The sequence below is a fragment of the Sinomonas mesophila genome, assembly GCF_001999765.1.
Classification (GTDB): Bacteria; Actinomycetota; Actinomycetes; order Actinomycetales; family Micrococcaceae; genus Sinomonas; species Sinomonas mesophila.
The window spans coordinates 88,896-105,288 of sequence record NZ_KV908328.1 but is presented as its reverse complement, the minus strand read 5'-3'; the positions used below and the strand labels follow the sequence as shown (position 1 = coordinate 105,288).

At 74.1% G+C, this 16,393-nt stretch carries 16 protein-coding genes and 1 tRNA gene; 3 read left to right on the top strand and 14 right to left on the bottom strand.

Annotation, left to right across the window (positions count from 1 at the left end; all coding sequences use genetic code 11):
* Positions 1-98 precede the first annotated feature (98 nt).
* The 7 genes from BV907_RS08845 to BV907_RS08815 all read right to left on the bottom strand — a co-directional run bounded on the left by BV907_RS08845 (position 99) and on the right by BV907_RS08815 (position 9,668).
* The gene (locus BV907_RS08845) at positions 99-977 is read right to left on the bottom strand and encodes a DNA-formamidopyrimidine glycosylase family protein (RefSeq protein ID WP_077489359.1); all 879 of its coding nucleotides are present in this window, start codon (positions 975-977) and stop codon (positions 99-101) included.
* Entirely contained in the window at positions 977-5,851 is a 4,875-nt protein-coding gene (locus BV907_RS08840) for an ATP-dependent helicase (RefSeq protein ID WP_077489416.1), read from the bottom strand. The genes BV907_RS08845 and BV907_RS08840 overlap by 1 nt, the downstream gene beginning before the upstream one ends.
* Positions 5,852-5,969: 118 nt before the next feature.
* Entirely contained in the window at positions 5,970-6,587 is a 618-nt protein-coding gene (locus tag BV907_RS08835; RefSeq protein WP_175637419.1) for a DUF4232 domain-containing protein, read from the bottom strand.
* Positions 6,588-6,732: 145 nt separating this feature from the next.
* A complete protein-coding gene (locus BV907_RS08830) occupies positions 6,733-7,443 on the bottom strand; it encodes a DUF1775 domain-containing protein (protein WP_077489357.1) in 711 nt (236 codons plus the stop codon).
* A 78-nt stretch (positions 7,444-7,521) separates the two neighbouring features.
* Complete coding sequence (locus BV907_RS08825) at positions 7,522-8,184, bottom strand: hypothetical protein (RefSeq protein ID WP_077489356.1); 663 nt, start codon at positions 8,182-8,184, stop codon at positions 7,522-7,524.
* Between the two features lie 91 nt (positions 8,185-8,275).
* Positions 8,276-9,475 (bottom strand): sulfite oxidase, encoded by a 1,200-nt coding sequence (locus tag BV907_RS08820; RefSeq protein WP_077489355.1) that lies wholly within the window; start codon positions 9,473-9,475, stop codon positions 8,276-8,278.
* A gap of 106 nt (positions 9,476-9,581) precedes the next feature.
* Positions 9,582-9,668: transfer RNA gene (locus tag BV907_RS08815), tRNA-Ser, on the bottom strand.
* Positions 9,669-9,872: 204 nt separating this feature from the next.
* Here BV907_RS08815 and BV907_RS08810 point away from each other — a divergent pair.
* Positions 9,873-10,445 carry a DedA family protein gene (locus tag BV907_RS08810; protein ID WP_245827869.1) on the top strand — a complete coding sequence of 191 codons (573 nt, stop codon included), beginning with the start codon at positions 9,873-9,875 and terminating at the stop codon, positions 10,443-10,445.
* Here the strand turns inward: BV907_RS08810 and BV907_RS08805 are convergent.
* Genes BV907_RS08805 through BV907_RS08785 form a run of 5 tightly spaced genes read right to left on the bottom strand, consistent with a single transcriptional unit; the run spans position 10,420 to position 13,376 of the window.
* On the bottom strand, positions 10,420-11,037 hold the full coding sequence (locus BV907_RS08805; RefSeq protein ID WP_077489353.1) for a DNA-3-methyladenine glycosylase I: 618 nt from the start codon (positions 11,035-11,037) through the stop codon (positions 10,420-10,422). The two genes, BV907_RS08810 and BV907_RS08805, sit on opposite strands and share 26 nt — an antisense overlap.
* Positions 11,038-11,067: 30 nt before the next feature.
* Positions 11,068-11,736 carry an alpha-ketoglutarate-dependent dioxygenase AlkB family protein gene (locus BV907_RS08800; RefSeq protein WP_077489352.1) on the bottom strand — a complete coding sequence of 223 codons (669 nt, stop codon included), beginning with the start codon at positions 11,734-11,736 and terminating at the stop codon, positions 11,068-11,070.
* Complete coding sequence (locus tag BV907_RS08795) at positions 11,733-12,368, bottom strand: methylated-DNA--[protein]-cysteine S-methyltransferase (RefSeq protein WP_077489351.1); 636 nt, start codon at positions 12,366-12,368, stop codon at positions 11,733-11,735. Before BV907_RS08795 ends, BV907_RS08800 begins: the two co-directional genes overlap by 4 nt.
* Entirely contained in the window at positions 12,365-12,862 is a 498-nt protein-coding gene (locus BV907_RS08790; RefSeq protein ID WP_077489415.1) for an RNA polymerase sigma factor, read from the bottom strand. Before BV907_RS08790 ends, BV907_RS08795 begins: the two co-directional genes overlap by 4 nt.
* Positions 12,863-12,914: 52 nt before the next feature.
* Positions 12,915-13,376 carry a nucleoside deaminase gene (locus BV907_RS08785; protein ID WP_245827877.1) on the bottom strand — a complete coding sequence of 154 codons (462 nt, stop codon included), beginning with the start codon at positions 13,374-13,376 and terminating at the stop codon, positions 12,915-12,917.
* 119 nt (positions 13,377-13,495) lie between these two features.
* On the opposite strand from BV907_RS08785, the gene BV907_RS08780 reads away from it, so the two are divergent.
* Together BV907_RS08780 and upp are read left to right on the top strand one after the other, a co-directional pair.
* On the top strand, positions 13,496-14,296 hold the full coding sequence (locus BV907_RS08780; protein ID WP_245827868.1) for a phosphatase PAP2 family protein: 801 nt from the start codon (positions 13,496-13,498) through the stop codon (positions 14,294-14,296).
* A 19-nt stretch (positions 14,297-14,315) separates the two neighbouring features.
* On the top strand, positions 14,316-14,951 hold the full coding sequence (gene upp, locus BV907_RS08775; protein ID WP_077489349.1) for a uracil phosphoribosyltransferase: 636 nt from the start codon (positions 14,316-14,318) through the stop codon (positions 14,949-14,951).
* A gap of 30 nt (positions 14,952-14,981) precedes the next feature.
* On the opposite strand, the gene BV907_RS08770 is transcribed toward upp, so the two are convergent.
* Positions 14,982-15,680 (bottom strand): hypothetical protein, encoded by a 699-nt coding sequence (locus tag BV907_RS08770; protein WP_077489348.1) that lies wholly within the window; start codon positions 15,678-15,680, stop codon positions 14,982-14,984.
* Complete coding sequence (locus BV907_RS08765) at positions 15,677-16,318, bottom strand: RNA polymerase sigma factor (RefSeq protein WP_245827876.1); 642 nt, start codon at positions 16,316-16,318, stop codon at positions 15,677-15,679. The genes BV907_RS08770 and BV907_RS08765 overlap by 4 nt, the downstream gene beginning before the upstream one ends.
* Between the last annotated feature and the right edge of the window lie 75 nt (positions 16,319-16,393).

Here is a 16,393-nt window from a genome sequence, read left to right as displayed (position 1 = left end):
AGGGTGCAGGACGGGCATAGCCCCTCGGAAGGCCGGACGCGTTCCGGGTCAACCGTAGTGCATGTGCCGCGCGCGGTCCCGGTCCATGCCGCTGTGTGTCACCGGCGGGGCTGGCAGCTGGGGCACCAGTAGATGTCGCGTTCCCGCAGGTCCCCGGTCCGTGCCCCCGTGCCGGGGACGGGCTCGCCGAGCGTGCCATGCTCGATCCGGGTGCGGCAGCGCAGGCACGGCTGGCCCGTGCGCCCATACACCCACGTGGCGTTGCGCGGTCCGAAGCCGCCGACGGTGTTGCGGGGCCGCGACTTGTTGGCCTCGAGCAGCCGCTTGGCGGTCGCGACCATGCCTGGAAGGTCCGGGACGGACGCGACCGGGTCGGCGGGGTGGACGCGCCCGAGGAAGCACAGCTCGCAGCGGTACACGTTGCCGATCCCGGCGAGGTTGCGCTGATCGAGGAGGGCCTGGCCGACGGCGCGCCCCGGCCGGGCGCGCAGGTTCCCCTCCGCGAGGGCGGGGTCCCAGTCGGGGCCGAGGAGGTCCGGGCCCAGATACCCGACGGCGGAGCCCTCCTCGGCGGTCGGGATCACCTCGAGCGACCCGAGCGAGAAGCCGACGGCGCTCGTCCCATCCTCGGCCGTGAGCACCGCCCGGGCGGTGTGCGCCGGTTTGCGCCACCGGGAGCCCGGGGGATAGACCTGCCAGCTGCCCTCCATCGACAGGTGCGAGTGGATGCTCAGGCGTTCGCCGCCGTCGTGCGCGCGATGTCCGCCGCGCGCTCCGCCGCCCCCGCTGTGCCCCGCGGGCGGGGCGAGCCGGTGCAGGAGGTGCTTGCCGCGCGAGACGACCTCGAGGACGGTCCAGCCCGCGAGGTCGAGGGTCGCGAACGCGGGGACGCGGAAGTCGCTGCCCGCGAGCCGTTTCCCCCCGAGCGCTGCGTGCATGGCCTGCGCTGCCTGATAGACGTTGTCTCCCTCGGGCATCAGGGACGGATCCTGACGCCGCGGGGAGTCGAATAGGCACCGGCGTCCATGAGGGCCCGGGCGAGGGGCGTGTCGAGGAGGTCGTGGCCGTTGACCTTCTCCATCGCGAGCCTGTCCACGGCCCCGGCCCGCACGACGCCGACGAGCGCCGCCGCAGCGGGGGCGAGCACCTCGTCGTCGTCCGAAAAGGCGAGCAGCGTCTTGCCGCCGCGCTCGACGTAGAGGGCAAGCGCGCCGTCGACCGTCACGACGAGGGCGCCGGCCTTGCGGCCCGGCCGGTGCCCCGTGGCCGCGCCGGGGACCTCGGGCCAGGCGAGGGCGGCGCCGTACGGGTTCGCCGGGTCGGTGGCCGCGAGGGCGAGGGCCTCGCGCGGGGGCGGCTCGCCGCCGAACGCCTCGTCCCTGGCGTACGAGCGCAGCCGGTCCACGGTCGCGGGGACGGCGAACTGGGCCGCGCCGAGCCTGTCGACGAAGTAGCCGCGGCGGCACTTTCCCGCCTCCTCGAGCCGAGAGAGGACCTTGTACAGCAGTCCGAAGCCGCCGGGCACGTCCTCGGCCATGACCGAGCCGCGGGTCAGGACGCCGTAGCGGTCCATGAGGAGCTCCGCGTACGCGTGCGCCTTGACCGTCGGGTCCAGGGAGGTCCGCGGGACCGCGGACCAGCGGCCGGCGGCCAGCGGCGGCGCCGCTGTCGAGGGCGCGTCGAAGCCATGGCCCGCGACGGCCCCGAGCCGGCCGACCCGCGGGAGGCGTCCCGCCCGGAGCGAGCCCCCGTAGGAGCGGGCCCGGGGCGTCCGCGCCGGCTGCCGGTGGGCCGTGCGGCCGCCGTCGAGCAGTGCGCGGACAGGGGCGAACGTGTCCCCGGTGACGCGGCCGGCCCACACGAGGTCCCAGAGCACCTGCACCGCCGCCTGGTCCGAGAGCACTGCATCCATCCCGCCGGCCTGCTCGGCGATCTGGCGGAAGAAGTACCCGCCCCCTCCGGCGAGGAAGTCCAGCACGCGCTGCTGGGCGTCGTCGGGTGCGAACTCCTCGTCGGGGGAGAGGGTCAGCGCCGCCGACTCCGCGACGTGCAGGCTGATCCAGCCGTCGTTGCCCGGGAGGGCGCCGGCTCCGGTCCACAGGATCTCCCCGCTGGCCATGAGCTCGTCGAGCAGCGCGGGCGTGTAGTCCTCCACGCGCGAGCGCAGGACGAGCGGCTCCCACGCGCTCGCCGGGACCGGCACGCCGGCGAGCTGGTCGACGGCGGTCAGCACGCCGTCGTGCCCGCGCAGGCCCGCGCCGCCGCGGCGCGCCCCGCGGCCCGCGGCGGCCGGGCCCACGTCCCCGACGTGCTGCCACGCCGTGAGGAAGCGCGCGAAGGCCGGCTGGTCCACGGGCTCGACGTCGGCCCGCAGTGCCGCGAGCGAGCGGCGGCGGATCTTCCGCAGCACCTCGGCGTCGCACCACTCCTCGCGGGGAATCGCTGCGGCGTGGGGCGCGTCCTCGGGTGCTGGGGCGGCGGGCGTGGCTGGGCGGAAGGTTCCCTCGATGACCCTGCTGTCCGCGGCGAGCCGCTTGAGCGTCGTGTGGACGACGGCGACGCCGAGCCCCAGCCTGGCCGCCGCCTCCGCGGCGGTGAAGGGCCCATGCGTGCGCGCGTACCGCCCGACGAGGTCCCCGAGCGGGTCAGCCACAGGCTCGATGAACGCCACGGGAACGCCCATCGGAAGCGGCACGCCGAGCGCATCCCGCAGCCGGGAGGCATCCTCGATCGCGGCGTACCGCTCCGCCCCACCAACAGAAACAAGGAGCGCGCGGCGGGACGCGACGAGCTCGGCGAGATGCGATGCCGCTTCGACCTCTCCGGCCTGGAGCCGCTCGGCGACCTCATCGGCCGACAGCGGCCCCAGGAGGCGCAGCAGGTCCGCCGCGCCCTCGAGGTCCTTGAGCTTCCGGTCCTCGGCGAGCCGCTGCAGCTCGCGCTCGGTCTGCTCGATGACCTGGGCGTCGAGCAGTTCGCTGAGCTCCGCGCGGCCGAGGAGCTCGTTCAGGAGCGTCGAGTCGAGCGACAGGGCGGCGGCGCGGCGCTCGGCCAGGGGCGAGTCGCCCTCGTAGAGGAACTGTGCGACGTAGCCGAAGAGCAGGGACCGGGCGAAGGGCGAGGGCTGCTGCGTCGTCGTCTCGACCAGCCGGAGCTCGCGGCGCTGCACGGAAGCGGCGATGTCGCGCAGGGCCGGGAGGTCGTAGACGTCCTGGAGGCACTCGCGCACGGCCTCGAGGACGATCGGGAACTGCGGGAACTTCTTGGCGACGTCGAGCAGCTGGGACGCGCGCTGGCGCTGCTGCCAGAGGGGCTGGCGCTTGGCCGGGTTCTGCCGGGGGAGCAGGAGGGCCCGGGCGGCGCACTCGCGGAAGCGCGCGGCGAAGAGCGCCGAGCCGCCGACCTCCTCCGTGACGATTCCGTCGAGCTCCTCGGGCTCGAACACGAACAGCTCGGCGCCGGGAGGCTCGTCCTCCATCATGGGCACGCGCAGCACGATCCCGTCGTCGGCCGCCATGGCCGAGCCGTCGAGGCCGTAGCGCTCGCTCAGGCGGCGCCCGACGGCGAGGGCCCACGGGGCGTGCACGGGCATGCCGAAGGGGGAGTGCAGCACGACGCGCCAGTCACCGAGCTCGTCCTGGAAGCGCTCGACCACGAGGGTCCGATCGCTCGGGACGACCGAGGTGGCCTGCTGCTGCTCGTCGAGGTACTGCAGGAGGTTGCCGGCGGCGAACGCGTCGAGCCCCGCCGCCTCGATCCGTTCCAGCGCGCGCTCGCGGTCGGCGCCGGAGACCTCGCGCTGGAACGCGCCGAGGGCGCGGCCGAGCTCGACGGGCCGCCCCACGCCGTCTCCCTTCCAGAACGGCAGCTTGCCGGGCTGGCCGAACGCGGGGGAGACGAGGACACGGTCGTGGGTGATGTCCTCGATCTTCCAGCTCGTCGCCCCGAGGGCGAAGATGTCCCCGACCCGCGACTCGTACACCATCTCCTCGTCGAGCTCGCCGACGCGGCGGCCGCCCCGCGTGCCCTCCTCCGAGCCCACGATGTACACGCCGAAGAGCCCACGGTCCGGGATCGTCCCGCCGCTCGTGACGGCGAGCCGCTGCGCGCCCGGCCGGCCCTCGATGACGCCCTCGGTGCGGTCCCACACGATGCGGGGGCGCAGCTCGGCGAACTCGTCGGAGGGGTACTTGCCCGAGAGCAGGTCGAGGGTCGCGTCGAACGCGGAGCGCGGCAGGGTCGCGAACGGCGCGGCGCGGCGGACGACGTCGAACCACTCCTCGACGTCGACCGGCCCGAGCGCCGTGGCCGCCACGGTCTGCTGGGCGAGGATGTCGAGCGGGTTCGCCGGGATGCGCAGGGGCTCGATCCGGCCGGCGAGCATGCGCTCGACCGTGATGGCCGTGTGCACGAGGTCTGCGCGGTGCTTGGGGAAGAGCACGCCCTGGGAGACCTCGCCGACCTGGTGCCCCGCGCGGCCCACGCGCTGCAGGCCTGAAGCGACCGACGGCGGCGACTCGACCTGGACCACGAGGTCCACGAGCCCCATGTCGATGCCGAGCTCGAGGCTGCTCGTGGCCACGACGCAGCGCAGCCGGCCGGACTTGAGGTCGTCCTCGATCTGGGCCCGCTGCTCCTTGGACACCGAGCCGTGGTGCGCCCTGGCCAGGACCGGCTCGGCCCCCGAGGTCTGCCCGGCCTGCGCCATCATCTCGGCGGGCGTGCGCTTGGCGACCGCCGCCGCGGCGGCCCCGGCGGCCGCGCCCGCCGTCGTGAGCCCCCGCTCGGCGTCGGGCACCGGCTCGTCCCACGCGCTCGGCTGCAGGCGCTCGGTGTAGATCTCGTTGAGCCGGCCCGTGAGCCGCTCGGCGAGGCGGCGGGAGTTGGAGAAGACGATCGTCGAGCGGTTCTCGAGGACGAGGTCCACGATCTTCTCCTCGACGTGCGGCCAGATCGAGGCCTGCGGCTGCAGGCCCGAGGCCGGGCCGGTATCGTGCGCGGCGGCCGCGCCCTGCAGGTCGCTCATGTCCTCCACGGGGACCGTGACGGTGAGCTCCCACGTCTTGGCCGCGGGCGGGGCGACGATCTCGCACGGGGCCTGGCCGGCGAGGAACTGGGCGACGAGCTCGCGCGGCTCGACCGTCGCGGAGAGGCCGATACGCTGCGCCGGCCGCGGCAGGAGCGTGTCGAGCCGCTCGAGCGAGACCGCGAGGTGCGCGCCGCGCTTGGTCCCGGCGACGGCGTGCACCTCGTCCACGATCACGGTCTCGATGCCCGCGAGGGTGTCGCGGGCCTGGGACGTGAGCATGAGGTAGAGGGACTCGGGCGTCGTGATGAGGATGTCCGGCGGGTTGGCCAGGAGCGCCCTGCGGTCCGAGGCGCTCGTGTCCCCCGAGCGGACGCCCACGCTCACGTCGGGGGCGGGCAGGCCGATCCGTCGGGCCGTCTGCGAGATGCCGATGAGCGGCGCGCGCAGGTTCCGCTCGACGTCGACCCCTAGCGCCTTGAGCGGGGAGATGTAGAGGACCTTGGTGCGGTTCTTCGGCGGACGACGGCGCCGCCCCCCGCGCGCGGGCGCCTCGCCCTCCGCCGTGGTCGGCGGCAGGGCCGCGGCGCCCAGCCCCGGCAGGGCGCCGTCGTCCGCGCCGGGATCCTGGCCCGCGCCGTCGTGCCGCATGAGGCGGTCGAGCGACCAGAGGAACGCGGCGAGGGTCTTGCCGGAGCCCGTCGGGGCGACCACGAGCGCGTGCCTGCCGGAGGACACGGCCTCCCACGCCCCGGCCTGCGCGGGCGTCGGGGCCCGGAAGGCGCCGAGGAACCACTCGCGGGTCGCGGCGCCGAAGCGCTGCATGACCGCGGCGTCCCTGCTCCGTCCGCCGGGCGTCCTCTCCGTCACGCGTCCATCATCCCCCACTGCACCGACAGTTCTCGGGGTCGGGGATCAGCGGTGGTCTGGGCGCCTCTGCGGCTCAGGCGGGCTGGAAGGCGCGCAGGGTGAGCAGGTGGATGTCGGCGTTGCTGCACGCCGTCGACGGCGCCGGGATGAAGAGCGAGCCGTAGTCCTCCGGCGGGTAGACGCGGAAGCCCGCCGCCTCGACGACCACGCAGTCGGTGTAGTTGCGCGCCTGGGTCAGCCCGAAGTCCGCCGCGCCGCTCTGCCCGGGCGCGAGCGTGATCGCCACGACGGGCGCGGCCGCGTCCCGGTCCGCGGGCGCGCCGATCGGGGCGCCCTCCGGGCCGTCCGTGAGCGAGACGCCCGCGAAGCCCTGGAGGAGGCAGGGGGCCTGGGAGACGTTCGTCAGGACGATCTTCTGGTAGACGGTCCCCGCGGCGCCGCCCGAGCCGGGCTGGATGCTGCCCTCGAGCTGGGTTGAGAGGCAGCGGGCGAGGCCGCCCGCCGTCGGGGACGCAGTCTCTGACGGCGTCTCCGACGGCGTCGGGCTGGCCGTTCCGGTGGGGGTCGGCGAGGCAGTGGTCGGCGACGGCGACGACGTCGTTCCGGTGGTGGTGCCCTGGCCGCACCCGGCGAGCCCGGCGACGAGCAGGAGCGGGGCGAGGGCGGCGGCGGCCCGGGGCATGAGACTCATAGTCCCACCATTCACTTCAGTCACACGTGCGTCAAGACTCCGAAGACTCGGCGCTGTGTCTGCCCCGCACCCGGCGCGCACCGCCGAGTGCGGGGCCGGGCGCGGGGCAGGGCGGCCCGCCCGGGCCACGCAGGCCCTTCCGGGCTCAGGCCCCGCGAGAGCGCGTCCGGTAGAGCGCGACGCCGCCGAGGCCGAGGCCAGCGAGGCCCGCCGCAAGCCCGGCCCAGCCGGCGGCCGCCGAGCCGGCCGCTGCCGAGCCCCCATCCGCGGGCACCGCCGCCTCCGTACTGGCAGTCTCCGCTGCGGTCACGGCGACTGAGGGCGCCGGTGAGTCGAGGTCATGCGGGTCCTGGCCCGCTGCGGGGATCTCGGCCCAGTCCGTCTGGCCGTCTGCGCACGTCTGCAGGGTGGGGAAGTACAGGGTCTTGCCCGCGGCGTCGGCGGGCAGCTTCACCGAGAGCACGAACTCGTCGCGCAGGTGCGCGTCGAGCGGGGTCTCGGCGCTGTAGACGATCGCGCCCGTGCGCTCCGTGACCTTCGACCCGTCGGCGAGGATCTGGGGCCTGTCGAGCTTCTCGGTGACCTTCTCGACGGTCCAGTTCGCGTTGACGGTCGGGGTCGCGTCGGTGAGCTCGGCGGGGAGGGAGATCGCGACCTTCGTCGTGGGGCTCGAGCCGCAGCCGTGCGGGACGCCGAAGCTCAGCAGGGCGTAGCCGCCGGCCTCGGTCGTGGAGGGGTCGACGCCGACGTGGGCCGAGGCTGCCCCGGCTCCGGCGAGCAGGAGGCCCGCGGCGAGGGCGGCGGGGGCAGCGAGAACGGCGGCCTTGCGGGCAGGGGAGAGGGAGGTGTTCTTCACAGCGGTGCCTTTCGCGGCGCGTCACAGGGCGCGCCTGAGGACGTGAGGGGGGCGCCGCAGGCTGGGCCGGGGCGCGGGTCAGGCGAAGGCGGGTGCTGGGGGTGGGCCGCGCAGGGGCGGCGGGGCGAGCTGCCGCCAGGGCAGCATGCGGCGCGCGGGCCGCGGTGGGACGGGCCGCAGGCGGGCGGTGGGCACGACGGCGGCTGGCCGCGGCAGGCGGACCAGCGGACGCAGCCACGCGGCCAGGGCCTCGACGGCGCGTTCGGCGCGGCGGATCACGACGGCGCACGCGAGCGTCGCGGCGGCGTGCAGTCCCAGCATGGCCGGCGAGGCGTGCGAGTGGTCCGCGAGGACGTCCGGCGCGGGGTGCAGCGAGCCCAGCGCCGCGGCGGCGTCGCCGGCGTGCTGGTGCCGGCCGCGGGCGAGCGCCTCTGCCGCCCCGGGGGAGGCCGCCTGCGAGCCGGAGAACGCCGCGAAGGCCTCGTGCAGGGCCAGCTGGCCCGCGCCCAGGACGCCGACGAGCGCCGGGAGCCGGAGCGTCAGGCGGGCCAGCGCCGTCGAGGCCAGGGCCACGAGCGCGAGCAGCGCGGCGAGGATGAGCGGATGCGGAAGGGCCCCGCCCGCCCAGGCATGCGCCCCGGCGGCGAGCGCCGTGACCGTGCCGCCGACCGCCGTCGCCCGCGCCCAGCCGAGCGCCGTCAGGGGCCTGCGGGAGCGAAAGGGAAGCTGCACAGCTGGCATGCGGCACCTCCCCGGTTCGTCGGCGGCCTGGAGCGGGCCGCCGACCAGTCTACCGGGGGCGCCTGGCGTGCCAGTGGCGCCGGGCTCCCGCCTACGCGGGCCTGACCTCGACCTCGATCTCCTGCACGGCGTTGTTGGCCATGCCCTGGTAGTTCCAGGGGATCTCGACCGGCTGGATGTTCCCGGCGTCGTCCGTCGCGCGCGAGGCGAGCGTGTGGGTCCCGGGCGTCGCGACCCACGGGAAGCTGAAGCCGTGCCACGCGTGCGGGCCGGGAGCGGGGTCGAGGTGGGCGTCGGCCCAGTGGCCGTCGACGGCGACCTCGACCCGGCGAACCGGCCCCGCGCCGGACCAGGCCCGGCCCGTCAGCATCGTGGGCCCGGCGTCGACGAGGCGTCGGCGCGTGAGGAAGTCGGGGATTCCGGGCGGGGCCAGCAGCGACCGGACGCGGATGCGCGTGACCGGGGTCCCGGCGTCATCCGCGGCGTTCTGGAAGCGGTAGGCGACCTCGTTCTGGAACACTCGGGCCGGTTCGGTGACGGCCTCGATCGCGACGAGCCACTTGACGCTCGCCATGCCGTACCAGCCGGGCACGAGGAGCCGCAGGGGATACCCGTGCTGCGGCGGGAGCGGAAGGCCGCCCATCTCGTAGGCGAGCAGGACCTCGTCCGCGCTCGCGTCCGCGATGCTCAGGGACCGGGCATAGTCCTGCTCGACGCCGCCCTGGATGCCGCGGTCCGCGCCCGTGAAGACGATCTCGACGGCCTCGGGCGCGAGCCCTGCCTCGTGCAGGAGCGGGGCGAGCGGGGTGCCCGTCCACTCGGCCGTGCCGAACGCGCCGGTGTCCCACGGGACGCTCATAGGCCGCGGGTCAAGGCGGGCCCGGCCGTTGCCCGCGCACTCGAGGGTCACGGGGACGGTGCGGCGGGGACGGCGGCGGAGGTCGCTGAGGCTCAGCTCGAGGGGGTGCTCAACGGCGCCGTGGATCCGGAGCCGCCACGCCTCCCGGTCGAGGTGGGGGACGTCGAAGTGGATGAGCGTGTAGTGCATGCCGGGCGGGGTGATGGCCCAGCGGAGCGATTCGAGCGGCGCCGAATGGTTGCGGCGGCCGAGCTCGAGCTCGTCCCGGGTGAGCGGCCCCGAGCTCGTGGCCGGGAGCTGGGCCGGAGGCGCGTCGTCCGGGGCGGGGGAAGGGGCGGACGACGGCGGCCCGGCGGGTGCGTCGGTGCCTGCTGTTCCGCTCGTGGCCGGTGGCCGGTGCGGCCGGTGAGTGCTGCTGATCTTGGCTCGCATGCGGCAAGTCTGGGCGCGTTCCCGGGGTCTGTCCAGAGCCTTTCGCGGGCCTGCCCGAGGTAGGCAGAAAGCCCGCCCCGGTCTCCCGGGACGGGCTCTCACTGTGCGGTGGTGGAGGGATTTGAACCCCCGTTGGCTTTTACACCAAACATCATTTCGAGTGATGCACCTTCGGCCGCTCGGACACACCACCAGCAGATGAATACTCTACCCGGGACGGGGGACAGGACCAAACCGAGGCGCTGGGGGCCGGCGTGGCGGGCATCCGGGGCGAGGTTCAGATGGGCACGAGCGGGTAGAGCCATCGCAGCACCGTGCACGGGAAGGAGTCCCCCTGGTTCTCAGCGAAGCGCCGCCTGCCGACGAGCTCGGCGGATTCGGCGCCTGGGCCGTCAGCGTGATCGAGTCCCTCGGAGGCCTCGGCGCCGCGCTGCTCATCGCCCTCGAGAGCGTCCTTCCCCCGGTGCCCAGCGAGGTCATCCTGCCGCTGGCCGGCTTCACGACGTCCAAGAGCCCCCTGGGCCTCGTGCAGATGATCCTGTGGTGCACCGCGGGATCGCTCGTGGGGGCGTGGGTGCTGTACGCCGTCGGTGCGCTGCTCGGCCGCAGGCGCACCCGCAGGCTCATCGACAGGCTTCCGCTCGTGAGGCTTGAGGACGTGGACAGGGCCGAGGAGTGGTTCGGCAAGCATGCCAAGAGCAGCGTCTTCTTCGGCCGGATGGTCCCCGTGGTCCGAAGCCTCGTCTCCATTCCCGCCGGCGTGACCAGGATGCCACCGCTGCTGTTCACCGTCCTCACCGCCGGCGGCTCGCTGCTGTGGAACGGCGGGCTCATCCTGGCCGGCTACCTGCTCGGGGAGAACTGGCACGCCGTCCGGCCCTACGTCGGGGGCTTCAGCAATCTCGTCCTCGCCGCACTGGGCCTCATGGTGGCGGTGTGGGTGGTCAAGCGCCTGCGGGCGAGCCGCTGAGGGGCCAGACGCCCGAGCTCCCGCGCCGGTGGCTGCCCACGAGGTGGTTGTCGATCATCCCGATGGCCTCCATGAGCGCGAACATCGTGGTCGGGCCCACGAAGGAGAAGCCCTTCTTCCGCAGGGCCTTGGACAGGGCCACGGACTCTGGCGAGGTCGAGGGGATGTCCGCGTAGGAGAGTGGCGCGGGGGTCTCGTCCGGCTGGAAGGACCAGACGAACTGAACGAGCCCGCCCTCCTCCCGCAGGGCGACGGTCGCTTTGGCATTCGTGATGGCCGCGTTGATCTTGGCGCGGTTCCGGACAATGCCCTCATCGTGCAGGAGCCGCTCGACGTCGTCCTCGGTGAAGGCCGCCACGACATCGGGGTCGAAGTACGCGAAGGCAGCGCGGAAGGCTGGCCGCTTCCGGAGGATCGTGGCCCAGGACAGCCCCGACTGGAAGCCCTCGAGGCAGATCCGCTCGTAGAGGCCCTGCTCGTCCGTCACGGGCATGCCCCACTCGGTGTCGTAGTACTCGCGCATGAGCGCATCCGCGCTCGCCCAGGACGGCCTGGCCAGGCCGTCCTCTCCGGTGATGAGTGCCTCGCTCATGCCGTTCTCCTTCCATCCAGGCGGGGCGCGTCAGGCCTTGCCCGTGACGCGCAGGGTGATGTTGATGCGACCCGCCTCGAGCCCGCAGCCCGGAGGGGCCGTTCCGGGGTAGAGGGCGGGGACGCCGTGGTAGGCGAGCCGCGAGGGCCCGCCGAAGACGAACAGGTCGCCCGAGGCGAGGAGGAGGTCCTCGTAGGGCTTGGCTCGCGTCTCGGTGTTGCAAAACCGGAACAGGCAGCTGTCGCCGATCGAGAGGGAGACGACCGGCTCGCGGGAGGCCTCGTCCTTGTCTTGGTGCATGCCCATGCGTGCCTCGGAGTCGTAGAAGTTCGCGAGCGCCGTATCCGGAGTGTATTCCCGGGCGGGATAGTCGTCCCCGTAGGCCTCGGCGAGTGCCAAGCGTCCGACGCGCACGAGCCAGTCGGGGAAGCCGAGCACGCGGGCTCCGTTCACGTCGGTGGCCTCGCGCGTGTACCGGTAGGGCTGCCAGTGCCAGCCGAGGCACACGGTCCGCACCGACATCCGGTGCCCACGCACGGACGCGGCCCGCGGAGGCACGGGCCCGGCGGCCCACCCGCGGAACCTCTCGGCGATCCACGCCTGCTGGTCCAGCCTGAGCCAGCCGGGCACGTGTACCGCCCCCGGGGCGATCTCGCGGCGCGGCCTGGACAGGAGCTCGTCGCCGAAGAGCGTGCTCATGGGGCCGCCTCGAGGGCCAAGAGAGCCGACTTCGCCTCGAGGCCGCCGATGTAGCCGCCCAGGCTGCCGTCGGAGCGCAGCACGCGGTGGCACGGGACGACGACGGGCAGCGGGTTCGTCGCGCAGGCGGTGCCCACGGCCCGGACGGCCTTGGGGTTGCCGACCGCCCGGGCGACCTCCGTGTAGCTTTCGGTGACGCCGAAGGGGATGCCCTCGAGGTGCTGGATGACGGTGCGGCGGAAGCCGGCTGACAGGCTCAGGTCCAGGGGGACGTCGAAGCCGCGGCGCCTGCCGGCGAAGTACTCATCGAGCTGCGCTGCCGCTGAGCCGAGGCGGGCGGGGGCTTCGAGGATGCGCGGGCTCAGGCGTTCGGCGAGCTGCTGCAGGACCGCGTCGTGGTCCTCACGCTCGTAGGCGACGCGGACGAGGCCCCGGTCTGTGGCCGCGAGCAGGAGCTGCCCCACGGGCGAATCGACGATGCGATAGGCGATGTCGAGGACCCCCTCGCGCGTCGCGGTCTCAGCGAGGGCGCTGCGCAGGCGGTGGAGCGCACCCGGCTCGATCGCCGTCAGGTGCGGCGCGAACGCCAGGTCGACGGGGCCGGTGCGGCTCGTGCGGTCGGTGCTGGTCATGGTGTTCCTCCTTGCGGCGGCGTCTCCGCCATGAGGGTCCGGAGCTTCTTGAGCCCGTCCGCCGCCGAGCGGCGCGCGGCGGCGGGCGTGCCGCCGAGGATCCCGGCGATGTCGGCGAACGGCAGGTCTGCGAGGTATCGGTAGGCGATGACGCGCCGCTGCTTGTCTGGCAGCCGCGCCACCTGGTCCCACACGCCGTCGCCGTCCGGGCCCGGGTTGCCGAGCGGCGAGCGACCGTCCGGCATCTCGCCCACGGGCATCGCCCTCCTCCCGGCGGCGCGGACGGAGTCGAGCGAGCGCCGGTGCGCGATCGTCACGAGCCAGGCCTCGTGGTTCGCGTCCGCGGGCAGTTCCGGGTAGGCGCGCAAGGCCGAGAGGAAGGTCTCCTGCCACACGTCGTCCGCCTCGCCCGGCCCGACGACGGCGCGGCACACCCTCAGCACCGTCGCGCCGTGGAGCTCGACGAGCTTCTCGAAGGGCTGTTTCGTGTCCATCACCATGCAGACGCCGCAGGGGCCCGGAATGTGAGGTCGACTTCGGCCAGTGTCATTGCCCGGGCTGCCGGTGCTTCTCGAAGAACGCCCGGAGGAGGTCCCCGCACTCGTCCGCGAGGACACCGCTGAACACCTCGACCCAGTGGTTGAGCCGCCGCTCACGCAGGATGTCGAACACGCTCCCCGCCGCCCCGGCCTTCTCGTCCCAGGCCCCGAACACGACTCTGGGGATCCGTGCGAGGACGATCGCGCCGGCGCACATCGCGCACGGCTCGAGCGTGACCACGAGCGTGCAGTCCTCGAGCCGCCAGCCGTCCCCGGCGCCGTCGTGCGCGAGCCGCGCCGCGGCCCCCCGGATGGCCTGGACCTCGGCGTGCGCGGTCGGGTCGCCCACGGCCTCACGCTCGTTGCGCCCGACGGCGAGCACCCCGCCGTCTGGACCGACCACGATAGCCCCGATCGGCACGTCTCCGGTCTCCTCCGCCGCCCGGGCCTGATCGAGCGCGAGCCGCATCCAGGCCTCGTGCCGCCGGTCCTGGCCGAGGGGGCCGGCATCGGCGTCGAGGTCGGTGGTCTCGGGGGCGGGCATGGCTCCAATGATAGGTTCGAGGCCAGTCGACCTGGGGAGGAAGCGTGCGCCGCCTGATCGATGCCCTGGCCCACCGGCTGGGGCCCAACGCCTCGATGTGGACGCTGCTCGCGGTGGGGGCGGCGCTCACGCTCGGCTTCAGCTGGGCCGGCGGCGAGGTCTACGAGTCGGTCGTCGAGAGGGGCGCGCTCTGGTCGATGGACCAGCCGGTGCTCGAGGCGGCGGTCGGATCGCGGACGCCCGAGCTCATGGCGGCGATCACGGCCTTCACGAACCTCGGCGGTGGCATCGTCGCCCCCATCACGGCGGCCGCGGCCATGCTCCTGATCGCGATCCGCACCCGGCACTGGCGGGCCCTCGTCCTCATGCCGGCCGCGGCGGCGGGCTCGCTCCTCGTGACCGCCTTCGGCAAGGGCCTCACGGGCAGGACCCGGCCCCCGCTCGAGTCCGCCGTCGCGCCGTACGAATACTCGGCGTCGTTCCCGAGCGGGCACACGCTCAACGCGACGGTCCTGGCCGGCATCGTCGTCTACCTCGTGTGCCTCCGGCTCCAGGGCGGGTGGCAGCGCGCGGCGGCCATCGCCCTCGGCGGCCTCTACGCGTTCGCGATGGGGTTCTCGCGCGTGTACCTCGGCCACCACTGGCTCACGGACGTCCTTGCGGCCTGGTTCCTCGGCCTCGCGTGGCTGAGCATGGTGATCTTCGCCCACCGGGTGTTCCGCGTCGTGCGCGACCGGCGCGCAGTGGCACGGGCCCTCCGGCAGTCCCGGGAGAGCACATCCGGCCCGCCCGACGGCGGCGACATCGACAGCGGTTCGCCGGAGTCGTCACCGTCCGCATCCTGAGACTGATAGCTTTTCCCGCATGCGCACACTGGTCGTGGATCACCCTCTCGTCGCCCACAAGCTGACCGTCCTGCGGGACAAGAACACGCCCAGCCCGGTGTTCCGGCAGCTGGCCGAGGAGCTCGTGACGCTCCTCGCGTACGAGGCCACGCGGGACGTGCGCACGCAGCCCGTCACGATCGAGACGCCCATCGCGACCACCGTGGGCACCACGTTCCGCAAGCCCACGCCGCTCGTCGTGCCGATCCTGCGCGCGGGGCTCGGCATGCTCGAGGGCATGGTCAAGCTTGTCCCGACGGCGGAGGTCGGCTTCCTCGGCATGGCCAGGGACGAGGAGACGCTCGACATCATCACCTACGCCGAGCGCCTGCCCGAGGACCTCACGGGCCGTCAGGTGTTCGTGCTGGACCCGATGCTCGCCACGGGCGGTACGCTGCGGGAGGCCATCAAGTTCCTCTTCCGCCGCGGCGCCTCGGACGTCACGTGCATCTGCCTCCTCGCCGCCCCGGAGGGCCTCGCGACGCTCGAGGAGGAGCTCTCGGACCAGGACGTCACGATCGTGCTCGCCTCGATCGACGAGCGGCTCAACGAGAAGGCCTACATCGTCCCGGGCCTCGGCGACGCCGGCGATCGGCTGTACGGCCTCGCGAAATAGCCCGCGGGCCGTCCCCGAGGCGCGGGGCAGCTACGGCACCCGCGTCCCGGAGACCCCGCCGGTGTCCGCCGACGGCAGCGTGCCCGCCGGCGGGGCGGGGAGCTCGGCGGGAAGCGTCGGCGGGGTGAGCGGCGCGTCGATCGGCAGGCTCGGCAGGCTCGGGGCGTTGAGCCCCTGGGTGGGGGCAGCGGACGACGCCGGGGCCCCGGCCGGGGCGGTCGCCGCGCCCGGCGTCGTGGGAGCCGACGTGGGCGTCGGTGCCGCCGGAATCTCGGTGGCCACATCCGCGGACGCGGGCAGCTCGGGTGCAGGCGGCGACTGCGGTGCCGGGGCGGGGGCAGGGCTGCCGGTGATGGTGCCGACGATCGTCGCGATCCCCTGGCTGAGGCTCTCCCGGAAGCCGGCATCGGCCACGGCCGCGGCGGCGGTTCCCACACCGAGGACGCCGGTCAGGGCGAGCGACGCGACGAGCGTGCGGCGGCGGCCGCCGGCCGTCCTGCGGCCTCGCTTCTCACGGGCGGCGTCGAGGCTTACGACGGGGGCGGCCGGGGCCTCGTCGGCGGAGGCGAGGAGGGCCCTGACGGCGGGGCTGGGCTCGACGGGGTCGCCCTTGCCGAGCGAACGGAGGCCCGTCAGCACGGGCCGAAGGACGGCGGCGTCGTCGGCCTTGAGCTCGGCGAGCAGCTGGTCGACGGCGCCCAGGCCGTCCTGGTCACGGGTGGCGTTCATGCGGGACTCAGTTCCGTTCTCAGCGCGTGGGTCTTGAGGGCGTCGAGCGCCCGGCGCTGGAGCTGCTTGACGGCGCCGGTGGACCTGCCCATGATGTCCGCGGTCTGCTCGATCGAGAGGTCGGCGACGACGCGCAGGAGCAGGACCTCGCGGTGGTCCTCGGTCAGGGAGCCGAGGAGCTGGAGCGTGTCCTGCTGGGACATCGTCAGGTCCTCGGGGGTCGCGGGGGCAGTGCGGGGATCCGTCTCGGCCTCGTGGGGAACGAGGGACGGCGTGCGGCCCCGCCGGCGGTGGTGGTCCACGGCCCGCGAGTGGGCGATGGTGAAGAGGAGGGCCTTGGCCCCGTCGAGCCCGCCGGTCAGGCGCGGACGCGCCGCGGACGGATCCTCGGGCCTGCCGTCGCTGTCGACGGTGCTCACGACGTCGGCCCCGGCCTCGTTCCCGGCCTCCGGCTGAGGTGTGATGCGCGTGTAGAAGGCGAGGAAGACGTCCTGGGTGACGGCCTCGGGGTCGTCGACGCCCCGGGCACGGAGGTAGCCCAGGATGGCAGGGGAGAGCGTGCGGTACGCGGTGGTGAAGAGCTCGCCCGCGGTGTCGGCGTCCTCAGGCGCCCGTGCGCGGCGGCGTTCCTTCCACAGCTGCAAGCCGTCCCCTCTCCTCATTGCCCGCGCGCAACGTCCGCGCGGGACTGGATACGTCCACCGTGCGCGCCC